Origin of the sequence: Microbacterium yannicii PS01 (assembly GCF_000304335.1) — a bacterium.
Taxonomy (GTDB): domain Bacteria; phylum Actinomycetota; class Actinomycetes; order Actinomycetales; family Microbacteriaceae; genus Microbacterium; species Microbacterium yannicii_A.
Genome location: NZ_CAJF01000007.1, coordinates 94,976 through 119,567, shown reverse-complemented (window position 1 = coordinate 119,567; position 24,592 = coordinate 94,976). Strand labels below are relative to the sequence as shown.

Annotated in this window: 26 protein-coding genes and 1 tRNA gene; 7 read left to right on the top strand and 20 right to left on the bottom strand. The window is 69.0% G+C overall.

Annotated features, from left to right (window positions below):
- Positions 1 to 31 precede the first annotated feature (31 nt).
- From WYM_RS05845 to WYM_RS05805, 9 genes are all read right to left on the bottom strand, one after another.
- Positions 32 to 799, bottom strand: coding sequence for a 3-hydroxybutyrate dehydrogenase (locus WYM_RS05845; protein WP_019179897.1), 768 nt, complete (start codon positions 797 to 799; stop codon positions 32 to 34).
- Positions 796 to 1,362, bottom strand: coding sequence for a TetR/AcrR family transcriptional regulator (locus WYM_RS05840; RefSeq protein ID WP_019179896.1), 567 nt, complete (start codon positions 1,360 to 1,362; stop codon positions 796 to 798). Before WYM_RS05840 ends, WYM_RS05845 begins: the two co-directional genes overlap by 4 nt.
- Before the next feature lie 115 nt (positions 1,363 to 1,477).
- Positions 1,478 to 3,115 (bottom strand): class I adenylate-forming enzyme family protein, encoded by a 1,638-nt coding sequence (locus WYM_RS05835; protein ID WP_019179895.1) that lies wholly within the window; start codon positions 3,113 to 3,115, stop codon positions 1,478 to 1,480.
- The gene (locus WYM_RS05830; RefSeq protein ID WP_237739324.1) at positions 3,112 to 4,164 is read right to left on the bottom strand and encodes a branched-chain amino acid ABC transporter permease; all 1,053 of its coding nucleotides are present in this window, start codon (positions 4,162 to 4,164) and stop codon (positions 3,112 to 3,114) included. Before WYM_RS05830 ends, WYM_RS05835 begins: the two co-directional genes overlap by 4 nt.
- A gap of 113 nt (positions 4,165 to 4,277) precedes the next feature.
- A complete protein-coding gene (locus WYM_RS05825) occupies positions 4,278 to 5,153 on the bottom strand; it encodes a branched-chain amino acid ABC transporter permease (RefSeq protein WP_019179893.1) in 876 nt (291 codons plus the stop codon).
- A complete protein-coding gene (locus tag WYM_RS05820; RefSeq protein ID WP_019179892.1) occupies positions 5,150 to 5,890 on the bottom strand; it encodes an ABC transporter ATP-binding protein in 741 nt (246 codons plus the stop codon). The genes WYM_RS05825 and WYM_RS05820 overlap by 4 nt, the downstream gene beginning before the upstream one ends.
- Positions 5,887 to 6,666 carry an ABC transporter ATP-binding protein gene (locus WYM_RS05815; protein WP_019179891.1) on the bottom strand — a complete coding sequence of 260 codons (780 nt, stop codon included), beginning with the start codon at positions 6,664 to 6,666 and terminating at the stop codon, positions 5,887 to 5,889. Before WYM_RS05815 ends, WYM_RS05820 begins: the two co-directional genes overlap by 4 nt.
- Positions 6,663 to 7,865: a substrate-binding domain-containing protein gene (locus tag WYM_RS05810; RefSeq protein ID WP_019179890.1), complete on the bottom strand. Its 1,203-nt coding sequence runs from the start codon at positions 7,863 to 7,865 to the stop codon at positions 6,663 to 6,665. Before WYM_RS05810 ends, WYM_RS05815 begins: the two co-directional genes overlap by 4 nt.
- Positions 7,866 to 8,067: 202 nt before the next feature.
- A tRNA-Lys gene (locus WYM_RS05805) sits at positions 8,068 to 8,143 on the bottom strand.
- An 89-nt stretch (positions 8,144 to 8,232) separates the two neighbouring features.
- Here WYM_RS05805 and WYM_RS05800 point away from each other — a divergent pair.
- Both WYM_RS05800 and WYM_RS05795 read left to right on the top strand, forming a co-directional pair.
- A complete protein-coding gene (locus tag WYM_RS05800) occupies positions 8,233 to 9,066 on the top strand; it encodes an inositol monophosphatase family protein (protein ID WP_019179889.1) in 834 nt (277 codons plus the stop codon).
- Between the two features lie 42 nt (positions 9,067 to 9,108).
- Positions 9,109 to 9,699, top strand: a complete 591-nt coding sequence (locus WYM_RS05795; protein ID WP_019179888.1) for a hypothetical protein — start codon at positions 9,109 to 9,111, stop codon at positions 9,697 to 9,699.
- A 19-nt stretch (positions 9,700 to 9,718) separates the two neighbouring features.
- Here WYM_RS05795 and WYM_RS05790 read toward each other — a convergent pair whose 3' ends face one another.
- Positions 9,719 to 10,600 (bottom strand): manganese catalase family protein, encoded by an 882-nt coding sequence (locus WYM_RS05790; protein WP_019179887.1) that lies wholly within the window; start codon positions 10,598 to 10,600, stop codon positions 9,719 to 9,721.
- Positions 10,601 to 10,833: 233 nt separating this feature from the next.
- Between WYM_RS05790 and WYM_RS05785 the strand changes: the two genes are divergently transcribed.
- The gene (locus WYM_RS05785; RefSeq protein WP_019179886.1) at positions 10,834 to 11,340 is read left to right on the top strand and encodes a DUF2231 domain-containing protein; all 507 of its coding nucleotides are present in this window, start codon (positions 10,834 to 10,836) and stop codon (positions 11,338 to 11,340) included.
- Between the two features lie 34 nt (positions 11,341 to 11,374).
- Here WYM_RS05785 and WYM_RS19365 read toward each other — a convergent pair whose 3' ends face one another.
- The 8 genes from WYM_RS19365 to WYM_RS05745 form a co-directional block, all read right to left on the bottom strand.
- Positions 11,375 to 12,307 (bottom strand): SDR family NAD(P)-dependent oxidoreductase, encoded by a 933-nt coding sequence (locus tag WYM_RS19365; RefSeq protein WP_019179885.1) that lies wholly within the window; start codon positions 12,305 to 12,307, stop codon positions 11,375 to 11,377.
- 35 nt (positions 12,308 to 12,342) lie between these two features.
- Positions 12,343 to 12,642, bottom strand: a complete 300-nt coding sequence (locus WYM_RS05775; RefSeq protein WP_019179884.1) for a hypothetical protein — start codon at positions 12,640 to 12,642, stop codon at positions 12,343 to 12,345.
- A 79-nt stretch (positions 12,643 to 12,721) separates the two neighbouring features.
- Entirely contained in the window at positions 12,722 to 13,606 is an 885-nt protein-coding gene (locus tag WYM_RS05770) for an aminoglycoside phosphotransferase family protein (RefSeq protein WP_202802628.1), read from the bottom strand.
- A 40-nt stretch (positions 13,607 to 13,646) separates the two neighbouring features.
- Complete coding sequence (locus WYM_RS05765; protein WP_019179882.1) at positions 13,647 to 15,278, bottom strand: FAD-dependent oxidoreductase; 1,632 nt, start codon at positions 15,276 to 15,278, stop codon at positions 13,647 to 13,649.
- Positions 15,279 to 15,288: 10 nt separating this feature from the next.
- Positions 15,289 to 17,190 (bottom strand): Na+/H+ antiporter NhaA, encoded by a 1,902-nt coding sequence (nhaA, locus tag WYM_RS05760; RefSeq protein WP_019179881.1) that lies wholly within the window; start codon positions 17,188 to 17,190, stop codon positions 15,289 to 15,291.
- A gap of 81 nt (positions 17,191 to 17,271) precedes the next feature.
- A complete protein-coding gene (locus WYM_RS05755; RefSeq protein WP_019179880.1) occupies positions 17,272 to 18,747 on the bottom strand; it encodes a phytoene desaturase family protein in 1,476 nt (491 codons plus the stop codon).
- On the bottom strand, positions 18,744 to 19,250 hold the full coding sequence (locus WYM_RS05750) for an SRPBCC family protein (protein ID WP_019179879.1): 507 nt from the start codon (positions 19,248 to 19,250) through the stop codon (positions 18,744 to 18,746). The genes WYM_RS05755 and WYM_RS05750 overlap by 4 nt, the downstream gene beginning before the upstream one ends.
- 111 nt (positions 19,251 to 19,361) lie before the next feature.
- A complete protein-coding gene (locus WYM_RS05745; protein ID WP_019179878.1) occupies positions 19,362 to 19,583 on the bottom strand; it encodes a hypothetical protein in 222 nt (73 codons plus the stop codon).
- A 25-nt stretch (positions 19,584 to 19,608) separates the two neighbouring features.
- Between WYM_RS05745 and WYM_RS05740 the strand changes: the two genes are divergently transcribed.
- Positions 19,609 to 20,145, top strand: a complete 537-nt coding sequence (locus tag WYM_RS05740; RefSeq protein ID WP_019179877.1) for a CGNR zinc finger domain-containing protein — start codon at positions 19,609 to 19,611, stop codon at positions 20,143 to 20,145.
- Positions 20,146 to 20,166: 21 nt separating this feature from the next.
- Positions 20,167 to 20,706, top strand: coding sequence for a YaeQ family protein (locus WYM_RS05735; protein ID WP_019179876.1), 540 nt, complete (start codon positions 20,167 to 20,169; stop codon positions 20,704 to 20,706).
- A gap of 11 nt (positions 20,707 to 20,717) precedes the next feature.
- Here the strand turns inward: WYM_RS05735 and WYM_RS05730 are convergent, their stop codons facing one another.
- A complete protein-coding gene (locus WYM_RS05730; RefSeq protein WP_040569104.1) occupies positions 20,718 to 21,296 on the bottom strand; it encodes an isochorismatase family protein in 579 nt (192 codons plus the stop codon).
- Positions 21,297 to 21,503: 207 nt separating this feature from the next.
- Here WYM_RS05730 and WYM_RS05725 point away from each other — a divergent pair, with 207 nt between their 5' ends.
- Entirely contained in the window at positions 21,504 to 22,829 is a 1,326-nt protein-coding gene (locus WYM_RS05725) for a flavin monoamine oxidase family protein (protein ID WP_019179874.1), read from the top strand.
- 34 nt (positions 22,830 to 22,863) lie between these two features.
- Here WYM_RS05725 and WYM_RS05720 read toward each other — a convergent pair whose 3' ends face one another.
- Positions 22,864 to 23,232, bottom strand: a complete 369-nt coding sequence (locus tag WYM_RS05720) for a VOC family protein (RefSeq protein ID WP_019179873.1) — start codon at positions 23,230 to 23,232, stop codon at positions 22,864 to 22,866.
- 132 nt (positions 23,233 to 23,364) lie between these two features.
- Here WYM_RS05720 and WYM_RS21915 point away from each other — a divergent pair, with 132 nt between their 5' ends.
- Positions 23,365 to 23,724: a three-helix bundle dimerization domain-containing protein gene (locus tag WYM_RS21915; RefSeq protein WP_019179872.1), complete on the top strand. Its 360-nt coding sequence runs from the start codon at positions 23,365 to 23,367 to the stop codon at positions 23,722 to 23,724.
- Positions 23,725 to 24,592 lie beyond the last annotated feature (868 nt).

The following is a 24,592-nucleotide window of genomic DNA, read 5'->3' as shown; positions in this document are numbered from 1 at the left end:
GTGCTCCCCGGTCGACCTGCCGCCTTCGCCGTCATCGCGCCGTCCACCCGCCATCCATCGTGTACGAGGCCCCCGTCACCATGCCGGCCTTGTCCGAGACCAGCCAGCCGACGAGCGACGCGACCTCGTCGGGCTCGATAAGGCGCTTGATGGCGTTCTCGGTGAGCAGCACCTTCTCGACGACCTCGTCTTCGGGAATGCCGTGCACGCCCGCCTGATCCGCGATCTGGTGCTCGACGAGCGGTGTCCGCACGTACGACGGATTGACGCAGTTGCTCGTCACCCCGTGCGGCGCGCCTTCGAGAGCCGTCACCTTGGACAGCCCCTCGAGACCGTGCTTGGCCGTGACGTAGGCGGACTTGAAGGCGCTCGCGCGCAGGCCGTGAGCGCTGGAGACGTTGATGATCCGTCCCCAGTTGCGACGGTACATGCCCGGAAGCACCGCGCGGATCAGCAGGAAGGGCGATTCGACCATGAGCCGCAGCATCAGCCGGAAGTCCGTGGGGGCGAAGTCGGGGATCGGGCTCACGCGCTGGATGCCGACGTTGTTGACGAGGATGTCGGCGTCGAGGGTCAGGCTCTCGAGGGCCTCCACATCCGCCAGGTCGACCAGCCACGCGTCGCCGCCGACCTCGTCTGCGATGGACTCCGTCAGATACACATGGTGGTCCGCGATGACGACGTGGGCTCCGCGTGAGGCGAACTCCCGCACGCAGGCCAGCCCGATCCCGCTCGCACCGCCGGTGACCACCGCACGGCGCCCCGCCAGATCCTTCTCGACGACTTCTCGATCGCTCACTGAACTCCGCCTTCCGTCTCGGCTCGCGGTGCGAGCGCGTTGTCGATGAGTCGCGTCATGCCCGCGAACACCCGAGGGTCCAGCTGAGCCGGCGGACGGCCCTCGGCGTCGCGCTCCCACAGGAGGAACCGCATGCCGATGAGCTCTCCCATGCCCATCAGGGCCCACGCCGTGGTCTCGGGATCCAGAGCGCGGTCGACGTCGCCGGCTTTCTGCGCAGTTCGCAGACCGGCCTCGTAGCCTTCGACGATGCGGGTGTAGTGCATGCGGAGGACCTCCGGCGAGACGAACTCCGCTTCGCGCACGACGCGGTACAGCGCAGGATGCTCCGCCGTGAAGCGGAAGAAGCCGGAGAAGCCCGCCCGCTCCGCTTCCAGTCGCGAAGCGGCGCCCGCCATCGCCTCCGACATCGAGTGACGCACCCGGCGATTGAGGTCGAGCACGAGCGCTTCGAAGATCGACTGCTTGCTGTCGAAGTACAGATAGAAGGTGCCCAGTCCGATTCCCGCACGCTCGGTGATCTTGACGATGGATGCCTCGTGGTAGCCCTGCTCGGCGAACACCTGCTCCGCCGCCTCGAGGAGTCGTCGGCGTGTGGCCTCCCCCGCTTGGTCAGGGGCCGCCCCGTCGCCGATGAGACCGGACTCTGCTGATCGTCCACGATCTCGTCCGGAAGACTCATCGCGGCACCTCCTTCGTCATCGGGCGCGGCTCCGCCGAGTCGCCTGCTGCCAGCGCGCGCGCCCGGTCTCGCAGGCGCGAGCGGGCGAGCTTCTCGATCGTCGACCGCGGCAGCGCTTCGACGAACTCGATCTGCACCGGCACCTTGAACGCGGCGAGATTGCGTCGCGCATACGCCAGCAGCTCGTCGGCGGACAGCGCGGCCCCGGCCGAGCGGACCACGAAGGCGACACCGCGTTCGCCCCACACCGGATCGGGCACGCCCACGACCGCCGCGGACTCGACCAGCGGATGCAGTGCCAGGGCGTGCTCCACCTCGGCGGGAGCGACGTTCTCACCACCCGAGATGAAGATGTCCTTCAGGCGGTCGACCACCCGGAAGACCCCGCTCCGGTCGCGCGAGACGAGGTCGCCCGTCCGGAGCCAGTCGTCGCGCATCGCGCGCGCCGTCGCGGGCTCGTCCCCCAGATAGCCGGCGAAGACGCTCGGGCCGCGCACCCACAGCTCGCCGGTCGCCTCGCCCTCGAGCGGGAAGCCGGTCTCGGGATCCGCGACGCGCACCGTGACGTGCGGGTACGGACGGCCGACGGCTCCCGTCGCCGGCCCGGTGCCATCGGCGGGAAGATAGAGCACGTTGGGCCCGGCCTCGGTGAGACCGTAGCCCTGGGTGAGCGGTACGCCGCGCGCCGTCCACGCCGCCTGAACCCGCTCAGGCATCGTGGCGCCTCCCACGAGCGCGAGCCGCAAGGACGAGACGTCGGTCGACTCCCATCCACGATCGGCGGCGAGGAGTCCGTACTGGGTGGGCACTCCCATCATCGCCGTCACCCCGCGGTCGGCGATGAGCCTCAGCGCCCGGGTCGGCTGGAACGACCGCTCGAGCACCACGGTCGCACCGGTGCACCACGCGAGCAGCGGCTGGCAGTTCCATGCGGCCACGTGGAACTGCGGAAGCATTGCGAGCACCACGTCGGCCTCGGTCAGCGGGAGAGCGCGCGCCAGCGCGAGGTTGTTCCAGAAGCAGTTGGCATGGGTGAGGACGACCCCTTTGGGTGTCGCCTCGCTGCCGGAGGTGTAGATCACCAGCAGCGGGTCGTCGTCGCGCACCGGGCGCGGCGAGTCCCGGCGACCGGGCCGCGGCCTCGGCGGAGGCCCGGCCTCCACCCCGGTGGTCCCCAGCGGCGCGAGCGGGGGCATCCCGCCACTCCTGTCGCCTGCGCCGGCTCCCAGCACGCGCAGCGCCTCCGCCGCGAGAGCGGCGTGCTCGTCGTCGATGAGGATCAGCGACGGCGCCGATCGCAAGATCAGGTCGGAGAGCTCGCGCGGCGTGAGCCGCCAGGAGAGCGGGACGAATGCGACGCCGGCGAGCGCGCACGCGAAGAACGCCACCACATGGTCGGTCGAATTTCCCGACACCGTCGCGATCCGATCGCCGGGACCGAAACCCGCATCACGTAGAGCCCGCGCCAGATCCCTGGATCGGGCGGCGAGGGTCGCGTAATCGGTGGTAACCCCCCGGTCGTCGATCGCGATGCGTCGGCCCGAGAGCGCCGCACGGTCGAGCAGCCAGCGGCCGACGGTGTGCGGGCCGTCCTCGGCCGCGGGCTCGAGCGCGGCGCCGGCATCCCACGTCATGCTCGCACCTCGACGGGGGTCTCGGCCGAGTCCTCGGCATCGTCGAGCTGCCGCAGGGCGGTACGGGCCCGCTCGCCCCGACGGCGACGGATCGCGGCGTCGATCGTGCCCGCGATTCCTCCGGGAAGGAACATCACCACCAGGATGAACAGCACGCCCAGGATGAACAGCGGCTCGGACAGCGGAACGCGCAGCACATCGGGAAGGCCGGCGATGGCGTCCGACCCCGCCAGCACGGTGAGCCGCTGGTCGAGGAGCGTGTACAGCACACCGCCAACGATGGCACCCCACCGGAATCCCACGCCACCCAGCACCACCATCACGAGGATCGTGATCGTGAGGTCGGCCGAGACAGCTCGGGGCGCGGTGCCCGACTGCAGCAGCATGTACGCCACGCCGGCGAGGCTCGCCAGACCAGCCGCGATCACGAAGACGACCAGTCGCACGCGGTAGGGCGACAGACCCAGTACCCGCACCCGCTCCTCGTTCTCGCGCGTCGCGCGAGCGAGGTGTCCCAGCCGCGAGGTGTCGACCCAGAGCGTGACCAGATAGACCAGGACGAGCACCGCGAGCGCGAACCAGTAGAGGTTCCGCGTGTTGACGACGCCGATGAGGAAGTCCGGCACCAGCGTCGTCTTCAGGCTCAGGCCCTCTTCGCCGCCGGTGATCTGCGAGTTGCGGCGCACGAGCACCGAGCCGGCCTGCGCGAAGGCGAGGGTGACCATCGCGAAGGGGATGCCCGACACCCGCATCGAGACAGCGCCGGTGATCAGCGCGATCACCATGCCGCCGATGAGCGCCACGAAGATGCCGGGCCACAGCGGCACGCCGAAGAGGTCGAGCGCGACGCCGAGGCCGTAGGCCCCGGCGCCGAAGTAGAGGGCGTGCCCGAACGACAGCATCCCTCCCGATCCCAGCAGCAGGTTGTACGAGAGCGCGAGCGCGGCGAACACCATGCACAGGGACAGCAGAGCCAGAGTGCCGGGCATGTAGGTGGGGGTGGGGAGGATGCCGGGAAGCGAGAGGTTCAGCAGGGGAAGGATCGCCATGAAGACGGTAAGCGCGGCTCCCACGGCCACCGGAATGATCCGGGTCCGGGAGCCGGCGCCGGGTCGTTGTGCCGTCCGCTGCGCCGGCTCCTGCGGTCGCGCCTGTCGAAGCGTCATGCTTTCCTCCCCAGCAGTCCGGCCGGCCGCACCAGCAGCACGACAGCGAGCAGGATCACGACGATGAAGTCACCCGTGCCGCCGAGGTAGAAGTTGGCGAACTGCTGCAGCACCGCGACGAGGACGGAGGCGACGGCCGCACCCGTGAGCGATCCGAGGCCGCCGACGACGGTGACGATGAACGCGAAGATGAGCAGCGTCTGGCCCAGATGCGCCGACACGAAGGTCGAGTAGTGCATCGCCAGCACGCCGCCGATGCCAGCGGCGGCGCCGCCGATCGCGAAGACGAGCGTGAACGACCGGCGCACATCGATTCCGAGCGCGGTGACCATCGACCTGTTCTCGACGCCCGCCCGGATGATCATGCCGTAGCGCGTCTTCTGGAGGAAGAGCACGAGCGCCAGGAGGACGAGCACCGCGGCGATCATCAGCACCCAGTACGTGTTCGGAATGCGCGCGCCTAGGACGTCGGTGGTCTGCCTCAGCCATGCCGGACCTGTGATGTGGATCGGATCGGTTCCCCAGATGCCCTCGAACAGCGCGACGGCGGCGAAGGAGAGTCCGACCGTGACGAGCACCTGCTCGATGTGCCGTTCGTAGAGCGGCCGGATGAGGACGAGCTCGGTGAGAGTGGCGAACGCGGCGCCGACGGCCGCTCCGACGAGCACCGAGAGCAGGAACGATCCCCACGAGTCGGTGCCGACCGCCTGCGCGACGAGGAAGCCGATGAAGGCACTCAGGGTGAGGAACGCGCCGTGGGCGAAATTCAGCACGTGCATCAGCCCGTAGATCAGGCTGAGTCCGCTCGCGACCAGGAAGTACAGCGCACCCAGGCCGACGCCGGTGATGAGTGTGAGGACGATGGCGCTCATGCGGCGGGCTCCGAGGGGCGAGGGGCTGCGGGCTCTGCGTGGACGCCCAGCAGGCGCCGCGTGAGCTCCTCGTCGTCGAGGATCTCGCGCGCTCTGCCGGTGTGGACCACCCGGCCGCCGGCGATCACCACGGCGTCGTCGGCGAGTCGGCGGACGACCTCGAGGTTCTGCTCCACGAGCAGGATCGGCACGGTCTTCGAGGCCGCCGCGAGCGCGTCGGCGACTTCGGCCACGATCTTCGGCGCGAGCCCCTTCGTCGGTTCGTCGACGAGCAGGAGCCGGTTGTCGTTCATGAGGGCGCGGGCGACCGACACCATCTGCTGCTGACCGCCCGAGAGGGTCCCGGCCCGTTGATCGCGGCGCGCGACGAGGTCGGGGAAGAGGTGGGCGACGAGATCGCGCCGGGGGTTCTTCTGTCGCTCGGCGAGGGCGAGGTTCTCCGCCACGGTGAGCTGGCTGAAGACCTCACGGTCCTCCGGCACGTAACCGACACCGCGCCGCACGATGCGGTGGGTCGCGAGCCCGTCGATGCGCTCCCCGGCGAGCCGCACGTCCCCCCGTCGATGGATGAGACCGAGGATGCCGCGCAGAGTGGAGGTCTTTCCCACCCCGTTGCGCCCGAGCACCGCGGTGATGCCGGTCGCCGGCACATCGAACGACACGTCCTCGACGACCTGTTGGCCGGCGATGGTGCAGCGCAGGCCCTTCACCGAGAGAATCGGCTCCGGCGCGCTCATGCCGCCGCCGTCCCGGTCGATCCCGTGCCGAGGTAGGCGCTCTGCACGAGCGCATCGTTCATCACGTTGTGCGGGGTGTCGTAGGCGATGATGCTGCCGAAGTACATCACCGCGACCTTGTCGACCAGGCCCATCAGCACGTCGATGTGATGCTCGACCATGAGGACGGTGCAGCCCTTCTCACGCTGCATGTCGCGGATGTTCTCCACCAGACCCGGAACATCGCCCGAGGCGACGCCCGCCATCGGCTCGTCCAGCAGCACGATGCTCGCCTCCGTCGCCAGCAGCACTGCGATCTCGAGCTTGCGTTTGTCGCCGTGGCCGATGTCGCCCGCGGCGAAGTCGCGCTTGTGGTCGAGCCCGACCACCGCCAGCTTCTCGAGCGCGAGCCGGGTCGCGGCATCCGTCCCGCGCGGGAAGCGCAGCAGCGATGCGGATCCGCCCAGCGAGACCTGCGCCGCGAGGCGCACGTTCTCGAGCACCGACAACCGCGGGAAGACGCTCGAGGTCTGGAAGGTGCGGCCGAGGCCGGCCCGAGCCCGCGCCGGCACGGACGCCGTCGTGATGTCGCGGTCGTCCAGCAGCACGCGGCCGGCCGTCGGCTTCACGAGTCCCGATATGGCGTTGAACAGCGTGGTCTTGCCGGCGCCGTTCGGGCCGATGACACCCACGAGCGAGCCGGCGGCGATGTCGAGGTCCACGTCCGCCAGGATCGTCGCGCCCCCGATCTGCAGGCCGAGCGACTCGACCTGCAGCCGGGATCCGCGCGCGCTCACTCGGCCTCGGCCGGCGCGACCTCGTCCGCCGCCACGGTGTCGACGAGCTCGGGGACGAAGCCGGCACCATCGGCGACGAGCTTGACCTGATACATCTCCTGGACCAGCGCGTGGTCGCTCTCGCGCACGGTCATCGTGCCCTTCGGACCCTCGAACTCGAAGCCCTCGAGCGCCGACACCATCGCATCGACGTCGCCGTGGCCTTCCTGGATCGCGTGGACGATCATGATGGCCGCATTGAACCCGTCGGGGCTGAACAGGTCAGGCGTACCGCCCGCCGCTTCGATCGCCTCCACCATCGCGGTGTTGACGTCGTTGTCGGGGGCTGCCGGGAAGTAGTGGTTCAGGAAGTCGATCTTCTCGGACGCCTCGCCGTACGCACCGAACGTGGCCGCATCACCGAGACCGGTCACGACGGGAATCTCGTCGAGAACGCCCTGCTGGCTCATCGCCTGCCACATCGCGCCCGACGTCGCACCGGCCCAGGCGACGAACACGAGGTCCGGAGCGCCGGCCAGCACCTGCTGCGCGAACGGGGTGAACTCGGTCGCATCCTCGGCCACGAGCACGGCCTCGACCGTCGCGCCCTGCCCGCCGAGGATCGCCTCGACCGCGGCGACGTTGCCCTGGCCGAACGCGTTGTCCTGCGCGAACACGGCGACCTTCTTGCCCTCGATGTCGTCGAGGAACGTACCGGCCGTCGCCACATCCTGGGCGCTCTGCCGCCCCGAGCGGAAGGTGTAGTCGTTGATCCCGGTGATCGCATCGGCCGCCGCCGGGCCCGAGATGTAGAGAACCTGATTCTGTGCGGCCTGCTCCGCCACCGCGAGCGCGACACCCGACGAAGCCGTTCCCGCGATGATGTTCACGCCCTCGCCGATGAGCTCCTTGACGGCGGTGACGGCCTTGTCGGGATCGCCGGCGTCATCGCGGTGCTCCACGGTGATCGTGGTGCCGTCGATCTCGCCGGTGCCATCGGTGGCATAGTCCAGCCCCGCTTCGAACGCGTCGAGGTACTGCTGCCCGTATCCTGCGAGGGGTCCGGACTCGCTGGTGACGACGCCGACCGTGACTTCGTCCAGTCTCGCGTCGTCGGTGGTCTCCCCGCTTGGAGCACCGGCCGTCGGCGCGCAGGCCGCAAGAGTCAGCGCCGCGGCGGCGACCGCGGAACCCAGGAGCAACTTCTTCGATACCCGCATGTGCGTGCCTTTCGCCATTGGAAGGAGGGGGCGAGCCGCAAGGCTCAACCTGAGAACCGATTCAGGTTCTTGCAATCTATGAACTGCGGGGCGCGGGGTCAAGTCTCGGGGCGGATGCCGTATGCCGTCGTTATGAAATCGGGACACGGGCAGCGCACCGGAAAACGAAGAGAAGGGCGGTCCGACGGACCGCCCTTCACTGTGGTGCACCCCCTGGGACTTGAACCCAGAACCCACTGATTAAGAGTCAGTTGCTCTGCCGATTGAGCTAGAGGTGCGTGGTTCGCTATGGGGCGAACCGAGGGTCAACATTACCATCACGATTGCGTCAACGAAAAATCGAGCCGGGGATGCGCCGGATATCCTTGTGGGCGTGACCTCCCCCCTCCCCCAGCCGACGTTCGACGCGCCGTTCCCGGGAGACCTGGAGGCCGATCTGGCACTCGCGCTCCGCCTCGCCGACGCCGCGGACGCCGCCTCCATGCAGCGCTTCGATGCCGCCGATCTCGAGATCCGCACGAAGGCGGACGCCACTCACGTCACCGAGGCAGACCTCGCGACCGAGCAGGCGATCCGCTCGCTGCTCGAGGCCGAGCGTCCCGGCGACAGCATCTTCGGCGAGGAGTTCGGCGTCACCGGCCAGTCCAGCCGTCAATGGATCATCGACCCGATCGACGGCACCGCCAACTACCTCAAGGGCATCCCGATGTGGACGACCCTGATCGCACTCGCGATCGACGGCGTGCCGCGCGTCGGGGTGGCGAGCCAGCCGGCGATCGGCCGCCGCTGGTGGGCGGCCACCGGGCATGGCGCGTGGACCGCCTCCGCCTCGGGTGATCCCGTGCGCCTCGCGGTCTCGACCATCGACCGTCTCGAGGACTCGAGCGTCAGCTTTCAGAGCATCGGCCAGTGGCGCGATGCCGGCAGACTCGATGCCCTCGAGCGCCTGACCGCCGCCGTCTGGCGCGACCGCGGCTACGGCGACGCCTGGCCGTACATGCTCCTTGCCGAAGGCCGGCTCGAGTTCGTCGCGGAGTTCGGCGTCAAGGAGTACGACATCGCCGCGCTCGTGCCGATCGTCACCGAGGCGGGCGGGCGCTTCACCTCGTTCGATGGCCGCGACTCCCTCTCAGAGCTCTCCTCGCTCGCGACGAATCGCGTGCTGCACGACGCGTTCCTCGACCTTCTGCACCGCCCCTGAGCTTCTCCTCCTGCCCGCCTCCCCCACACTTCCGGAGAACCCGTGACGCCTCCCACACGCTTCCACCTCGGTGCCCTGGTGGCGGCCGCCATGACCGCGACCCTTCTGCTGACCGGGTGCGCCGGATCGCCCGAGCCTGCGACGCCGCAAGCGACCGACATTGCCCCGACACCGACAGAGGCCGCGCCCGAGCCGAGCGCGACGCCCACTGCGGAACCGGCGAGCGACGAGGACCCGTCGTGCGAGACGCTCATCGCGGAGTCGGTCGTCGCGGACTTCGAGAGTCAGGGTCTGACGTCGCAGGCCGAGCCGCTCTACATCGGCAGCCTCGAGGTCACCGATGGCATGCAGTGCGTGTGGGCCGACTTCGAGGGCCCTGCCGGCGACCACGGTCAGATGTTCGGATGGGCCCGCATCTCGGGGAGCGATGCCGCCGACGCTCAGGCGGAGCTGATCGACCAGGGGTGGCTGCGAGAAGAGGGTCCCGAGGGCGTGTACATCACCGAGAGCCCCGACACGACGATCTCCACCGACGAAGAGGGGTATGGCATGACTTACCTGTTCGGCGACGGCTGGGTCAAGCTCGCCGACACCAAGCAGGGTCTGCTCCTCATCGAGTGGCCGAAAGCCTGACGGGGCCCTCGGCGGGGGCTCACTTCTCGCTGAGCTTGTCCTTGATCACGCCGGTCGCCTTGTCGACGATGTTCGGCTTGCCGTCCGTGCCGTAGAAGCGGGGGTCCGGCTGCGTCGGCGGCGGCATCGGAACCGAGGTCTCGGGCCCTTCGAGGTAGGTGAATTCGCCCTTGCCGTCCGGCGTGGGCCCCGAAGCCCAGGTGCCTTCCGCAGCGGCGGCGCCGTCCGAGAAGTTGATGTACTCGTACGCGACGTCGCGCTGCTCCTGCGACAGCGGGAAGTTGCTCGGCACCGGAAGATCCTCCACGCCCTCGTCATGCAGTTCCTGGGCGGCCCGGATCCACTGGTTCTGATGCATGGTGTCTCGCGCCAGCAGGAACGACAACAGCTCGCGGACGCCGTGGTCGTCGGTCATGTTGTAGATCCTCGCCACCTGAACCCGACCCTGCATCTCGGCATTCGCGTTCGCGGTGAAGTCGGCCAGCAGGTTGCCGCTGGCGGTGATGTACGAGCCCTGCCAGGGATTGCCGTTGCTGTCGACGGGCCGCACTCCGGCACCCGCGACGATGGCCGCCTGCACGTCCATGCCGCCGATCACGGCGCCGAGGACGGGATCCGAGGCCGCTGCGGCCTCGGACTGCTCGACCGGCGCCTTCTCCAGCAGCTGCGCGATCATGATCGCGAGCATCTCGACATGGCCGAACTCCTCAGCGCCGATGCCGTACAGAAGATCGCGGTACTTGCCGGGGATGTGGCAGTTCCATGACTGGAAGCCGTACTGCATGGCGACGGTGATCTCGCCGTACTGCCCTCCGAGCACCTCCTGCAACCGTCGCGCGAAGATCGCGTCGGGCTTGGCCGGGCTCGCCGCGAACTGCAACTCCTGCTTGTGGAAGAACATCAACCGCTCCTTGTCACTGTCATCCCCCTCGCCGATCCGGGCGATCGACGTTCGGCGAGGCTACGTACGCGCAGGCAGATCCCCCGAGGGGGTGGCGTCACGACAGCGAGCCGAGTAGCCTCCGCTGGCACATCGGCGGCGCGGGACGCAAGCCCCCTGGCGATCGGGCGCACAGGCATTTCACTGGAGGTCAGCACCGGCATCGGTCGACCAACGTGAAGGGAAACGCCGAAATGTCAGAGACCACTCCGCAGCAGCGCGCCAAGCGTCCCCGCTCGGCCGTGGCCGGCCCCTACGGCCACCCGTTCCATCCGATCCTCGTGACCATCCCGATCGGGGCATGGGTCGCCAGTCTCATCTTCGACATCATCGGACTCGTATCCGACGACCCCGAGCCCTGGGTCGCGGGCGCGCGGGTGCTGATCCTCATCGGGTTGGTGGGCGCCGTGCTCGCCGCGGGCGTCGGGTTTCTCGACTACAGCCAGCTCGCGCGCGGGACGGCCGCACGCAAGACGGCGACCGTCCACATGGCTCTCAACCTGGGGGTGACGGTGCTCTTCGTCGTCAACCTGCTGGTGCGCTGGTCGGCTGACGACGACGACGTGAGCATCCTCGGCTTCATCCTCAGCATCGTCGGGCTGGGCGCGCTGGGCGTCTCGGGCTGGCTCGGCGGCAAGCTCTCGTACCGCTACGGCGTGCGCGTGGCGGACGAGCGGACGCAGACCGAAGGGTTCCGCTGACCCGTGCTGGCCCGAGCGCGGTCGGGTGCGCTGCTCATCGTCGGCGCGCGAGCGGGGCAGCCGCCACGGCGAGCGCGGCGGCGAGCGCCGTAGCGGCGACCGCGCGTCGGCGGCCGGAACGCCATCCGCCGGTGACCGGGCCTGCCTCGCCGCTCGATTCGAGCACCGTGCCTACGGTGACCTCTGCACCGCTTCCGCGGAGCTCCACGCGGCGCACGAGGAATGAGGAGACCGCATCGTATGCCCGGGGCGAGGCCCGATGCAGCAGGATCGCGCTTCGCTGGAACTGGCCGACGAACGTCGCGAATCGGCGGCGGTCCGGTGCTCGCAGGATCGCGCGCGCGACACGCCGCGGAGATGACGCGGGAGGCAGTGGGTGAACGTGCCGGAGCGTCACGTTCGCCGCGTGCTGATAGATCGGGGTGTCGATCGTGGCGGGAAGGATGAGTCGGAGCCGGATGCCGCTTCCTCGCAGCTCCTGCCGGAGTGTCTCGGCGAAACCGAGCAGCCCGAACTTGCTCGTGACGTAGGGCGAGATCTCCGCCGACCCCACGCGCGAGTACAGAGAGCCGACGAGGACGAGCGCGCCGCTCCCCTGCCGACGGAAGTAGGGCAGCACCGCGCGGGCGCCATGCACCTGGCCCATCAGGTTCGTTTCCACGACCTGGCGGAAGACCCTCGACGGAGTGTCCTCGAAGCCGCCGTAGCTGAAGACACCCGCGTTGCCCACCCAGACGTCGATGCGACCGAACTCGCCCACCGCCGACGCGGCGAGAGCGCGCGTCTCCGCTTCACGCGAGACGTCTGTGGGGACCGCGACCGCCTGCGCTCCAAGCCCGCGGCATTCCTCCACCACCGTGTCGAGGGCCGATCTGCTCCGCGCTGCCAGCACGAGTCGTGCACCGGCACGCGCGTACTCCCGGGCTGTGGCACGCCCGATCCCGCTGGAGGCACCGGTGATCACCACGACCGGCCCTTCCCGGGAGGTCCGGGCGTGAGGGCTCACGGCGACGTCGAGGACCGGCCGGGCAGGTTGAGGTCCTCGGGGTCGACCTCGACGTCTCCGGTGTCGTCGGGGCCTCCGGTGCCCGGCACGGCGCGCACATCCGCCGGGTCGATGTCGTCATCGACGGTGTCGGGGAGCGGGTCGGCCTGCTTGCGCTGCGTCTCGGTCTCGCTCGCGGGGCTGTAGCTCATGTCCTTGCGCAGCGATTCCTGCTCCGACAGCTGGGTGCGCTGGGGGGCGGGAGGCATCTCGTCGGTCTCGCCCGCCGCGAAGCGGGTCTTGTCATCGGGATTCATGGGCCGACGCTACGACGTGGCGGCCGGCTCGGCCGACCCCTTGACAAGGGAGCGCGGAACTGTCGGGCCGCTGCTGGGGCTATACGCCGGAGAAGAGCTCGTCGAGCACCCGGCGCGCGAATTCGGCCTGGCCCGGCGGCTTGTTCGTGATCATGATGAGCCCCTTCCACAGCGCCCATCCTCGTCCTCGGGCCCACGTCGCCTCGTCCACATCCAGGCGTCGCCGGAACTCGTCGCGGGCCCGCCCGGTGAACAGCGTCCACCGCATCACGGTGTCGCACGCCGGGTCGCCCACCGCGGAGCACCCGAAGTCGAGCACGGCCGACAGCCGACCGGCGCTGATCAGCAGGTTGTTCACCGAGACGTCGCCGTGCAGCCACACCGGCGGCCCCTCGAACAGCGCGGCCAGCGCGTCCCGCCAGATCCCCGCCGCCTGATCCCGCTCCCGGCCGTGCACTCGATGAAGGAGTGCGGCCATCTCGTCGTCCCAGTGATCGAGCGGCCCGCCGCGGAAAGCGCTGTGCTGACCCGGTGCCGGGGCATCCGCCGGTACCGGAACGTTCCTCAGCGCGACCAGGAAGTCGGCGATCTCACCCGCGAAGCGCGCCGTGTCGTCGATCTTCGCCACAGCGGCTGGTTCTCCGTCCAGCCAGCCGTAGACCGACCATCGGGCGGGAAAGTCTGGTGAAGGCCGTCCGGCTCCCCGTACCTGCGGAACGGGCAGGGGAAGGCGGGGGGCCAGCCACGGCAGCCACTTCTGCTCCTTCGACACCTGCGGCACGAAGTCCGGGTCGGCGGGCAACCGCACGAGCATGTTCTCGCCGAGCCGAAACATCCGGTGATCGTTGCCCGAGCGATCCATCACGCGCACCGGCAAGTCGGCCCACTCCGGGAACTGCCCGGCCACGAGCCGACGCGCGAGCGGCACGTCGATGCGAGACCGATCGACGACGTTCATGCTCATTCTCGCCAGGCTACCGGCCGAGAGGTCCGACTCGGCGATGTCACCCGGCCAGGGCGCGGTGCACCGATGCGACCGCACTGGAGCCCTCACCGACGGCAGCGGCGACGCGCTTCATCGATCCTCGGCGCACATCCCCCGCCGCGAACACCCGCGGCGTCGACGTTTCGAACGGCAGTGGCTCGCGTCCCAATCGCTGCCACTGCTCGAGCGACTGGGCGGCGATGTCGGTTCCCGTCCGCAGGAAGCCGTCCCGATCCCGGTCCAACGACGACACCCAGTCGGTCGCAGGATCCGCGCCGATGAAACAGAACAGCCCCCGCGCATCGACCTCACCCAGGCTGTCGATGCGGACGCGCTCGAGCGCGACTCCACCGTCGAGTCCGACGACGCGTGACCCGGTGTGCACCTGAACGCGAGGATCCTCCATCAGCCGGTCGACGAGGTACGACGACATGCGTGAGCCGAGATCGGCGCCGCGCGCCACCAGATGCACGGGGCAGCCGTTCGCCGCCAGGTACAGCGCTGCCTGACCGGCGGAGTTGGCGCCTCCGACCACGACGACCGGCGACTCCATGACCTGCCGCAGCTCGAGCTGCGTCGCCGCGTAGTAGATGCCGGCGCGCTCGAAGTCCGGCCATCGCTCGAGGTCCAGTCGGCGGTACGCCGCGCCCGATGTCACGATCGTGCTGCGCGCGCGGATGCGCCGGCCGTCCGACAGCGTCACCTCGAGGACGTCGCCGTCGGGCTGCAGTCCGACCGCTTCGCACGGGGCATACACGCGCACTCCGAACTTCAGCGCCTGAAGACTCGCCTGACCGATGAGGTCTCCGCCGCTGACTCCGAACGGAAAGCCCAGGAAGTTCTCGATGCGCGAGGTCGAGGCCGCCTGGCCACCCGGTGCGACCGCGTCGAGGAGAACCGTGCTCAGCCCTTCGGACGCGCCGTAGATGGCGGCCGCGAGTCCGGCCGGACCGCCGCCGACCACCACCAGATCGACGACTTCGTCACCGTTCGCCTCGTAGGCCAGCCCCAGCCGCTCGGCGACCATTCCCGGCGTCGCCCGCGGCAGCGGCTCACCCTGGATGTAGGCGATGGGCAGATCGTCGACGGTCACTCCGAGCTTCTCGTGATCGCCGAGGTCGGTCGCCGAGAGGTCGACCGACTTGTGCACCAGGTCGAGCCGCTCGGCGAAGCGCTGGAGGGCGAGGTAGTCCCGCGACGAGCTCTGGCCGACGAACTTGAGAGTGAGCGCGGCCGGTCCTCGGCGAAGGGACTCCCGTCGTGCCCACAGCGCGTGCAGCACGAGGTCGCACAGTTCGTCGTCCTCGGCCATCATCCGCCGCAGCTCGGTGCGGCTCACGCGCAATACTCGCCCCGCCTCGGTCGCCCGCGCCGAGAGGAAGGCGCCCTGGCCGTTGAGCAGGCCGAGCTCGCCGACGAAGGTGCGCGGTCCCATGTGAGCGAGCACCGCCTCCTGGATCCAGAAGAGCGAATCGCGGACGAGCTCGACCTGGCCCTCCTCCACCAGGATCAGGTCGTAGTCACGGTCGCCGGATCGGAAGAGATAGTCTCCGGGCGCGACGTCCTCGGGAGTGCCGTAGGCGCGCAGACGCTCCCATTGGGCGTCGGACAGCTCGGGTCGCTGGATCGGGTCGGGGGCGTGAGTTCCCATCGCGAACAGGTTACTGAGCCGCGGGCGTCGTGGGGACCGTTCGAGCGGATTCGGCCTCCGACTCCTCCAGCGCGCGGATGAGGGACTGCGCGTCGTAGGGCCCGACATGGCGACGGCCGTTGACGAAGAGCGTCGGCACCGATGTGATCCCCATGGCTTCGGCATCCAGCATGTCGTCCTGCACGCGACCCGTCACCTCGGCGGACGTGAGATCCCGTTCGAACCGGTCGACGTCGAGGCCGAGCTCGCGCGCGAGCCGGACGATGTCGGACGGCCGCTGATTCTCCTGATCGGCGAAGAGACCGCGCTCGAACTCGAAGAACTTGCCCTGGAGCGCGGCGGCCTCCGAGGCTTCGGCCCCCGCGAGCGCGTTCGGGTGGTACTGCGTGAGCGGGGCGTGACGCCATACGTATCGCAGCCGGTCGCCGAGCACACCGTGCACTTCCTGGATCGACCCCGATGCCTTGAGGCAGAAGCCGCACTGGAAGTCGCCGTACTCGACGATGGTGAACGGGGCATCGGCGGGCCCGAAGACGTGGTCGCGCCGCGGGTCCACCGGCCGTGCGAGAGTCTGGCGTGCGTCATCGTCGGGACGGAGAGCGTCCGAGATGCGAAAGACGATGGTGGCCACGACGAACGCGATGACCGACGCCGCCAGCACCCCCACACGTGCCTCGTTCTGCGCCTCCTCGTCGGCGATCGCGAGGTCCACGATGAACAGCGAGATCGTGAAGCCGATGCCGCACAGCGCCGCGCCGCCTGCCAGGCGGTCCAGCGTCAGACCCGCTCCGAACTCCCCGATGCGGGCGATCTTCATGACGGCGGCCGAGCCGAAGACGCCGATCATCTTGCCGACGACGAGTCCGACGACGATGCCCCATGTGAGAGGAGACACCAGGGCGCCCGCGAGGATGTCGGGGCTGAGCACGACGCCCGCGTTGGCGAGGGCGAACAGCGGCAGGATGACGTAGGCGACATAGGGCGCGTACGCGGTCTGCAGCCGCTCGTTGATCGAGATCGACTCGCGCAGGCTGTTCGCCGCGGCTCGCGCGTACTCGGTGTTCGGCGATTGCCGGAACGTCCTGGCCAGTTCCAGCGCGTGCTCGACGTCGCGCCGATCCGGCCGGTACACCGGCACCAGAAGCGCGATGGCCACACCCGCGAGCGTCGGATGAACGCCCGAGGCGAGAAACGCGAGCCACACGATGATCGACAGCGTGGCGTAGACGGGACCGCGGCCCGTCGGAAAGTATCGCGTGAAGTACACGCCGGCCAGACCCACGGCTGCGATCGCCAGCGGGAGCGGGGTGAAGTTCGCCGTGTAGACGAGAGCGATGATCGAGAGGGCGCCGATGTCGTCCACGACCGCCAGGGCGAGGAGGAACACACGCAGCCGTCCCGGCACGCGTGGGCCGACCAACGCCAGCGCCCCGACGAGGAACGCGGTGTCGGTCGAGATCACGATGCCCCATGCGTGCTCGTAGCGGGAGCCTCGCGCGATGAGCACGAAGAGGAGCGCCGGCAGGACCAGCCCCGCGACCGCCGCGATCACAGGCACCATCGCGCGCGGCCAGCTCGTCAGCTCGCCGATCGCGAACTCGCGGCGGACCTCCAGACCGACGGTGAAGAAGAAGATCGCCATCAGCGCGTCGTTGACCAGTGCGTGCAGCGTGAAATCCAGCTGCAGGTCGCCCAGGCCGACGGTCATGTGCGTCTCCCAGAAGGACTCGTACGAGCCGGTCGAGATGTTCGCCCACAGGATCGCGACGAGAGTCGCGATCAGGAGCAGCAGCGCCCCGATCCGGTTCTGCCCCATGGCGCGGATCTTGTCGGCGATCGAGCGGTGGGTGCGCGAGCGGGCGGCGACGTCTTCGGGATCGGGAGAGCGCTCGATGAGCGTCAGGTTTTCCACGAGTCGGATTGTCCCACGGACCGTGACGCCGCGTGCCGAACGACGGAAAGACCGTCCCGATCGGCGCCCGAGGAACGGTGCTCAGTCGCGCGGCGAGAGATCGGGCAGCGCCCGCGTCCCGAAGTCGTGACGCAGCGCGCTGCGCGCGGCGAACCAGCCGGGCAGCCCGTGCACGCCGGGCCCGGGCGCCACTGATGCCGACGCGAGGTACACGCCGCGCAGCGGCGTACGCCACGGGTCCGGGCTCAGCACGGGACGGCGCACGATCTGCCAGAGCGTGGGTGCGCCGGCGGCGATGTCGCCGCCGGGATAGTTCGGGTTGTGCCGTTCCACCTCGACGGCGTTGCGCGAGCCCGCGGCGAGGATCGTGTCGCGGAAGCCCGGGGCGAACCGCTCGATCTGCCGGATGACCGCCTCCTGCCGGTCGACCCGGCTGCCCGCGGGAACGTGCGTGTACGTCCACAGCGTGTGCTTCCCCGCGGGCGCACGGCTCGCATCGAAGAGCGACGGCTGCGAGACCAGCACATAGGGACGCTCGGGGAGGCGACCGCGATTGACGTCGTTCTCGGCATCCGCGACTTCGTCCCGCGTTCCGCCGACGTGCACCGTTCCGGCCTGACGCGCACCGGGGTCGGCCCACGGCACGGCGTCGCTGAGCGCGAAGTCGACCTTTGCGACGCCGCCTCCGTACCGGAAGTTCTGCAGTGCGCGGCGATACCCCGGGGGCAGAGCGTCGCCCGCCATCCGCACGAGCGCGCGCGGAGTGACGTCGAGAAGGGTGACGCGCGCAGCCGGGATCTCGCGCAGAGAGCTCACCTCCTGGCCGAGGAGGATCTCGCCACCGTGCGAGCGCAGATCATCGAGCATGGCGTCGATGATCGCCTGGCTCCCGCCGACGGGAATCGGCCATCCGCGGGCGTGGGCATAGGCGCCCAGGGCGAGCCCGGCACCGGCGGCCGCGATGCTCGGCTGCGAGAGGATCGTGTGAGCCGCGACACCCGTGAGCATCGCCGGTGCGGCGTCGTCCTGGAAACGCGCCTTCCAGGCGGGGCTGCCCTGCTCGAGCGCACGCAGCCCGAAAGCGAGAGCCGTCGGGATGTCGCGCGGGATCCACAGCAGCGACGAGCCGGTGAACTCGGCGACCTCGGTCGAATGCTCCACCAGCGGCCTCATGAGGGATTCGTACGCGCGGCCGTCACGGCCGAGCTCGTCCCGTGTCCGAGCGAGGTCGCGGTAGGCGATCCCGGCTCGGCCACCGTCCAGAGGGTGGGCGAACGAGATGTCGGGGGTCACGAACTCGACGCGACGGCGAAGGCCGAACTCGCGGAAGAACCGGGACTCGAACGCCATCGGATGCACCGCCGAGCACACGTCGTGCCAGAAGCCGGGGAGTGTCAGCTCCTTCGTCGCCGCACCGCCGCCCGCCTGGTCCGCCCGCTCGTAGACGCGCACCTTCAGCCCCGCGCGTGCCAGGGTGACCGCCGCCGCGAGGCCGTTCGGCCCGGCGCCCACCACGACGGCGTCGAGGTCGGCTGTGCTTCGCGTCCCGGTGCTCACGTGACCGTCGTCCCGCTCTCCCCCGTCGATGCCATCTCTTTCTCCGCCGTGCTGGCGCCGGCCGGTCGTGTCGCACGTCCCTCCGCCAGATACGCCAGCCGGTGCAGGGTCTCGTTGTTGCGCCAGTGCAGCATCACATCCATGACCGGCTCGGGGACGAACCGTCCCGGGCCCGCGACGGCCTCTTCCTGGATGCGCACGACGCACCCGTCGCCCCGCTCCTTCACGTCCAGCGTGACCCGCGCCTCGCCGATCGGCCAGCCTCGGGCACGCATCACCATGCGGCGTCCGGTGATGAACTCCTCGACGACCGTCTTGTCGTTGATCAGTGCCGGCCACACGCCGAACGAATGGTGCAGCTCTGCTCCGGCCATCGGCCACGTCTCATCGACCTCGCGCATGCGCGACGCCCCCACCACCCAGCACGGATAGAGCCAGCCGTCGCTGAGCACCGCGAAGACGTCGTCGGGACTGCAGCGCAGCTCTCTCACGTTGCGAGACATCTCTTCCCCTCGATCGTCGGACTTCTCGGGTTCTGCGAGCGACGATAGGTCAGACGGATGCCGCGGCCGAGGCGCTTGCGCGCGAGCGGGTTCGTGTGATTGACGTCAGGATCACGCCGATCCCGATCCCGCACCCGACACGACGCTGAGTGCCGTCGGGGGCTGAGCCGGATCGCGTTCGACGTCCACGCGCCGCGTGCCGCACACCGCGCATCGTACGTACAGCACGCGCCCCTGGGACGTCGCGTGCGCGGATTCCACCATCCAGCCGTGCTCGTGGACCACGGCCAGGTCGAAGGGCGGGGTGTCTGCCGAGGTCGATCTCGTCGTCATGCTCACACGATGCTGTAATGGTCTTATGCATCTCAACCCTTACGGCGAGTACGCCGTCCTCCTTGCCGGGTCGCTCGCCGACGACTGGCCGGCGGATCGCGAGGGCATCGTCTCGCGCACACGGGACTTCGGCATGACCATGCAGTTCGCCCACGCATCCGACGATCACGGGCAGTCGCGTCGAGTCGTCGACGACTGGCTGTCCGTCGTCGACGCCGAAGACCCCCGTGAGCGTGCGCGACTTCTCAATGTGCACATGGCGACCGTCGCCGCCTATCCGCGCCTGACCGATCACGACGGCGAAGGGTGGCATCTTCACTACCGGGATGACGATGACACGCTCGCTCGCGTCCTCCACGCGGTCATCAGCGTCGGAACGGCTCTGCACCTGACCACGCGCGGCATGCATCGCCTCTCGCGGTGCGCGGCCGGTCGCCTGCCCGCTGACGTATGCCGGAACGTGGTCGTCGACGTGACACGGAACGGCCGTCAACGCTACTGCTCCGTGCGATGCGCGAACCGCGACGCGGTACGCCGGCACCGTGCCCGGCTGGCGGGGTGAAGACGCGTAGGCTCGACCGTTATGGCAGCCGGCGCGACGATCCACACGTTCACGGTCCAGCTCGCCGATGTGGATCGCGGCGTGTACGAGGACATGACGCTTCGCGTGGCACGCCATCCCTCCGAGACCGATGCCTTCATGCTCACCCGAGTGCTGGCCTACTGCCTCGAGTTCGAAGAGGGCATCGGATTCAGCGAGGGGATCTCCGCGACGGATGAGCCCGCCGTGCTCGTGCGCGACCTCACCGGCACCCTCGTCGCCTGGATCGAGGTGGGGGCGCCGGACGCGGCCCGCCTTCACTTCGGCAGCATGCAGGCGGTCCGGACCGCCGTGTACACGCATCGCGATCCCGCCAAGGTCGCGACGCCTTGGGCGGGCAAGCGAATCCATCGCGCGCCCGAGATCCCTTTGTACAGCTTCGATCCGGGGTTCGTCGAGGCGGCCACCGCCGTGCTCGAGCGTCGTAACAGCCTCACGCTCTCGGTCACCGAGCGTCGTATGTACATCGACCTCAACGGCGCGAGCCTCGAGTCGACGATTCACGAGCAGCGTGCCGGCTGAGCTCTGTACGGTCAGGCGGCCGTCGAGATGTGCACGCGCTCGGACGTGGTGATGATTCTCGCGAATCCCCGCGCGCCGAGGATGCTCTCGCTGCGACGCATCAGGTCCTCTCCCGAGACCTCGGCGTAGGACTCGGTCGCGGAGATCGCCGAAGTGGTCGTGGCATCCGTGACGAAGTCGACGTCGAAGCCGAGATCGCTCGCCACACGGGCCGTGGTCTCACAGCACTGCTCTGTGCGGATGCCGCACACGACGACCCTCTGAACCTCGAGCGATCTCAGCTGTCGTTCGAGATCGGTCGAGGTGAAGGAGTTGATGGACGTCTTCGTGACCCGGAGCTCGTCGGCGGCGGGTCGGAGCTCGGAGATGACCTCCACGAAGCCCAGCGCCGGGTCGAAGACGCCGCCGGTGCCCGGCTCGGAGTGCGTGATCCACACGACGACATCGCCGCGTGATCGAGCGTGATCGACGAGCCGAGCGATATTGGTCAGGACGCCGGGGTTGGCCGTCCGCGCCCAGTCATCGGCTCGCTGACGGAAGGACTCCTGGGCGTCGATGACGAGGAGGGCGGTGTGCTTCGGATGGCTCATGCAGCGATCCTCTCCTCCTGTCGCGACGCGGGTGAGGTGCTCGAGCGACATGAGGCGGAGGTATTCGGACATCTCACTGTGATCGGAACGGGCGCTGACCGTTCACGACCAGAATCCGTGGCGCAGCCGCTGCCTGAGCGGACGCCGGCGCGGTCCGACCGGTAGCGTCGAACGCGCGGGCGGGTGAGCTTCGAGGAGAGGTCGGCGATGGAGCACGTTGAGACGATCGTGGTCGGCGCCGGAGTCGCGGGCCTGACCACCGCCAGGCTGCTTGTCGAAGCGGGCCGCGACGTGGTCGTGCTGGAGGCCCGCGATCGGGTCGGTGGCCGAGTGTCCACCGACCGCCGCTTCAGCCTCACCACCGACATGGGCGCATCGTGGATCCATGGCGTGGACGGCTCGCCGGTGGCCGCCGCCGCCGCCGCGTTCGGCATGCCGATGGTCGAGTTCACGGTCGGCGGGTATCAGCCCGACAGCCGGCCCATCGCGTACTACGGGCCGGACGGAGCACGATTGACCGATGCCGCGGCGCAGGCCTTCGCCGCCGACATCCACGTCGTCGATGCCACGCTGCGCGACGTCGTCGCCGGCTCCGGTCCGCAGGCGTCGTATCGCGACGTGACGGAGACGGCCCTCGCCGCCCAGGGCTGGGACGAGGACCGCATCCAGCGCGTGCGGGAGTACCTCGAGCATCGCTCGGAGGAGCAGTACGGGGCGTGGATCGAGGATCTCGCCGCCCACGGCCTCGACGACGACTCGATCGATGGGGACGAGGTCGTCTTCCCTGACGGCTACGACCGGCTCCCGCGTCGGCTGGCCGAGGGCCTCGACGTCCGTCTGACGCACATCGTGTCAGAGGTGCAGTGGGCAGAGGGCGGGGTGACGGTGACGACCGACCACGGCATCTTCCACGGCGCCGACGCCGTCATCACCGTGCCCGTCGGGGTGCTGCACTCCGAAGACCTCGTCATCGCGCCTCCGCTGCCCGAGCCGGTCGCCGGAGCGCTCAGCCGCCTGAGGATGAATGCGTTCGAGAAGGTGTTCCTTCGATTCCCGAGCAAGTTCTGGGATGACGACGTCTACGCGATCCGGCAGCAGGGACCCGAGAGCCGCTGGTGGCACTCCTGGTACGACCTCACCGCCCTGCACGGCACTCCCACACTGCTGACCTTCGCCGCCGGACCCGCCGCGATCGAGACTCGAGACTGGTCCGAAGACGAGATCGTCGATTCGATCCTCGTCCAGCTGCGCCGGCTCTACGGCGACGCAGTACCCCGACCCACGCACGTGCACGTCACCGACTGGCAGGATGACCCCTGGTCGCAGGGCTCGTACGCCTACATGGCGGTCGGGTCGACGACGGCCGATCACGACACGCTGGCGAGCCCGATCGGCGGGGTGCTGCACCTCGCCGGCGAGGCGACGTGGACCGAGGACCCTGCGACGGTCGCGGCGGCGATGTTCTCGGGCCACCGCGCGGCGCAGAACGTCCTCGGGTCGCAGATCCCGATCGATCACGCGTGGTTGATCTGACCCGCCCGAGCCGGACGTGGTCGGTAGCCGAATGTCACTCCGGAGAATTCAGCCCGACGCGGTTGCCCTCGGAATCCTCGATGTAGGCGAACACGCCGCGCCCGCCGCCGATCTCGGTCTTCGGCACGAGGATCCGCCCTCCGGCGGATTCGACCCGCTCCAGCCAGCGGTCGAGCGACGGACCGGCGTCGAAGTAGACACGTGACCCGAAGTGCGACGGCTCATCTTCGGGCGCTGCGAAGAGGCATCCTGCGGCTCCTCCCTCCTCGGCGGCGAAGACGGCGGTCTCCTTTCCCTCGCCGACGGGGAGCCGAATGAGCCGGTCGCCGGTGAGCGCCTCGTAGAACGCGATCGCTCGCGTCATGTCGGTCACGGGGATGTCGAACCACACGACTCTGGACATGGCCTCTTCTCTCGGGACGCCTGATGGGCACGCAGTTCCGAGCATCCCGAAGACCCCTGACCGGGTCAAGACCTCGGTCGCTCGACCCCGTAAGGACTGGCGCAGGCGACGCCTGCCGTTGACAATGGCGCTATGGAGAACTCCGACGCCCCCGATCAGCACGCAGACGCGGCTTCTCTCGACCCGACAGTCGATCGAGTCGCAACTCGCTATCCGAATATCGACCGCAACCGAATCGAGTCGCTCGTCAGCGACTCGGCACACAGCCTGGACGGAGCGCACGTGCGCGACTTCATCCCCGTCCTCGTCGAACACGAAGTCATGGATCAGCTGCGCCGGGAAGCAGACCCGGTCCCCGTCTCCGAGCTGAACCTCGAATCCACCCTCGTCGACGACCCACGTCCACAGGATCCCCGCCGTCCCGACCCTCAGGAAGTGGAGCGCGACGCGGAGCACATCGGGCTGTTGCACGGAGACCTCGGCAACAACTGACTCCGCCTCGCTTCTCTTGTACCTGGATGCCGGTGGTGCCGGCCCACACAATGAAGAGGGCCCGAAATCCGCCTAGTTAGGCGGTTCTCGGGCCCTCTCCTGTGACAGCGGATCGTGGAGATGGGGGGAATCGAATGAACCTGTGGGCGATGGACTGCCCCACTTCGAGCAGCATAATTCGCGCAATGACGCCGCTCTCGAGTACATGCCACGACACGTAGATGCATTGAAAATCGCCGACATTCGGAGCAAACGCGGGCGATTTGTGGGCGGTCCGATGGAGGTAAACCTCGACATTGGTTCGGCGGCCCGACGCCTTCCACGGGCTCGCGGGAGGCTCTGGCTACGCCTACTGACTCCCACGGTACGCCGCCGGGCGATTCGAGGCCACACCCCTCGACAAGGTGGTCAAGGCCCAATCCAACGAACCCCCGCTGCAGCGCCATGCCTCAGCGGATGGCTCAACCAGGACGCATCGATCAGCAATACCGGGCCGACCCATGCGTGGCGTACGCAATACCAACGCTGTGCACGGAGCGCGCGAAACGAGTCACGTGCACGGCGCCCGTTGCTACGGCCCCCACGCGACTCCCCTAGAAAGTCCCAACTCAAGCGTGGACGGATTACAAAACCGAACTCGACATCGACCGAGAAGCGCGAGCAGACTACTGACGATGTTCTCTGCGGTCCCGAGCGCGGACCGATGAGCGTTCACGTCGCGTTCTTGTGGTGTCCTGGGTGCGGGGCTGACTAGGGGTTGATCCGTTTACTCAGGGCTTGCCGACTGAGACCGGTACGCGAGGAGAGCGAAGCCCACGACTCCCCCTCACTGCGCAATTGTGCGATCAGAGCGTCGCGCTCTTTCAAT

Bases quoted from the DNA above. Each gene is read 5' to 3' on its own strand.
- WYM_RS05835 (WP_019179895.1), bottom strand. From the start codon at position 3,115: ATGACGTGGGATGCCGGCGCCGCGCTCGAGCCCGCGGCCGAGGACGGC.
- WYM_RS05830 (WP_237739324.1), bottom strand. From the start codon at position 4,164: ATGGCGATCCTTCCCCTGCTGAACCTCTCGCTTCCCGGCATCCTCCCC.
- WYM_RS05825 (WP_019179893.1), bottom strand. From the start codon at position 5,153: ATGAGCGCCATCGTCCTCACACTCATCACCGGCGTCGGCCTGGGTGCG.
- WYM_RS05820 (WP_019179892.1), bottom strand. From the start codon at position 5,890: ATGAGCGCGCCGGAGCCGATTCTCTCGGTGAAGGGCCTGCGCTGCACC.
- WYM_RS05810 (WP_019179890.1), bottom strand. From the start codon at position 7,865: ATGCGGGTATCGAAGAAGTTGCTCCTGGGTTCCGCGGTCGCCGCCGCG.
- WYM_RS05790 (WP_019179887.1), bottom strand. From the start codon at position 10,600: ATGTTCTTCCACAAGCAGGAGTTGCAGTTCGCGGCGAGCCCGGCCAAG.
- WYM_RS05785 (WP_019179886.1), top strand. From the start codon at position 10,834: ATGTCAGAGACCACTCCGCAGCAGCGCGCCAAGCGTCCCCGCTCGGCC.
- WYM_RS05775 (WP_019179884.1), bottom strand. From the start codon at position 12,642: ATGAATCCCGATGACAAGACCCGCTTCGCGGCGGGCGAGACCGACGAG.
- WYM_RS05770 (WP_202802628.1), bottom strand. From the start codon at position 13,606: ATGAGCATGAACGTCGTCGATCGGTCTCGCATCGACGTGCCGCTCGCG.
- WYM_RS05765 (WP_019179882.1), bottom strand. From the start codon at position 15,278: ATGGGAACTCACGCCCCCGACCCGATCCAGCGACCCGAGCTGTCCGAC.
- WYM_RS05750 (WP_019179879.1), bottom strand. From the start codon at position 19,250: ATGTCTCGCAACGTGAGAGAGCTGCGCTGCAGTCCCGACGACGTCTTC.
- WYM_RS05745 (WP_019179878.1), bottom strand. From the start codon at position 19,583: ATGACGACGAGATCGACCTCGGCAGACACCCCGCCCTTCGACCTGGCC.
- WYM_RS05740 (WP_019179877.1), top strand. From the start codon at position 19,609: ATGCATCTCAACCCTTACGGCGAGTACGCCGTCCTCCTTGCCGGGTCG.
- WYM_RS05735 (WP_019179876.1), top strand. From the start codon at position 20,167: ATGGCAGCCGGCGCGACGATCCACACGTTCACGGTCCAGCTCGCCGAT.
- WYM_RS05730 (WP_040569104.1), bottom strand. From the start codon at position 21,296: ATGAGCCATCCGAAGCACACCGCCCTCCTCGTCATCGACGCCCAGGAG.
- WYM_RS05725 (WP_019179874.1), top strand. From the start codon at position 21,504: ATGGAGCACGTTGAGACGATCGTGGTCGGCGCCGGAGTCGCGGGCCTG.
- WYM_RS05720 (WP_019179873.1), bottom strand. From the start codon at position 23,232: ATGTCCAGAGTCGTGTGGTTCGACATCCCCGTGACCGACATGACGCGA.
- WYM_RS21915 (WP_019179872.1), top strand. From the start codon at position 23,365: ATGGAGAACTCCGACGCCCCCGATCAGCACGCAGACGCGGCTTCTCTC.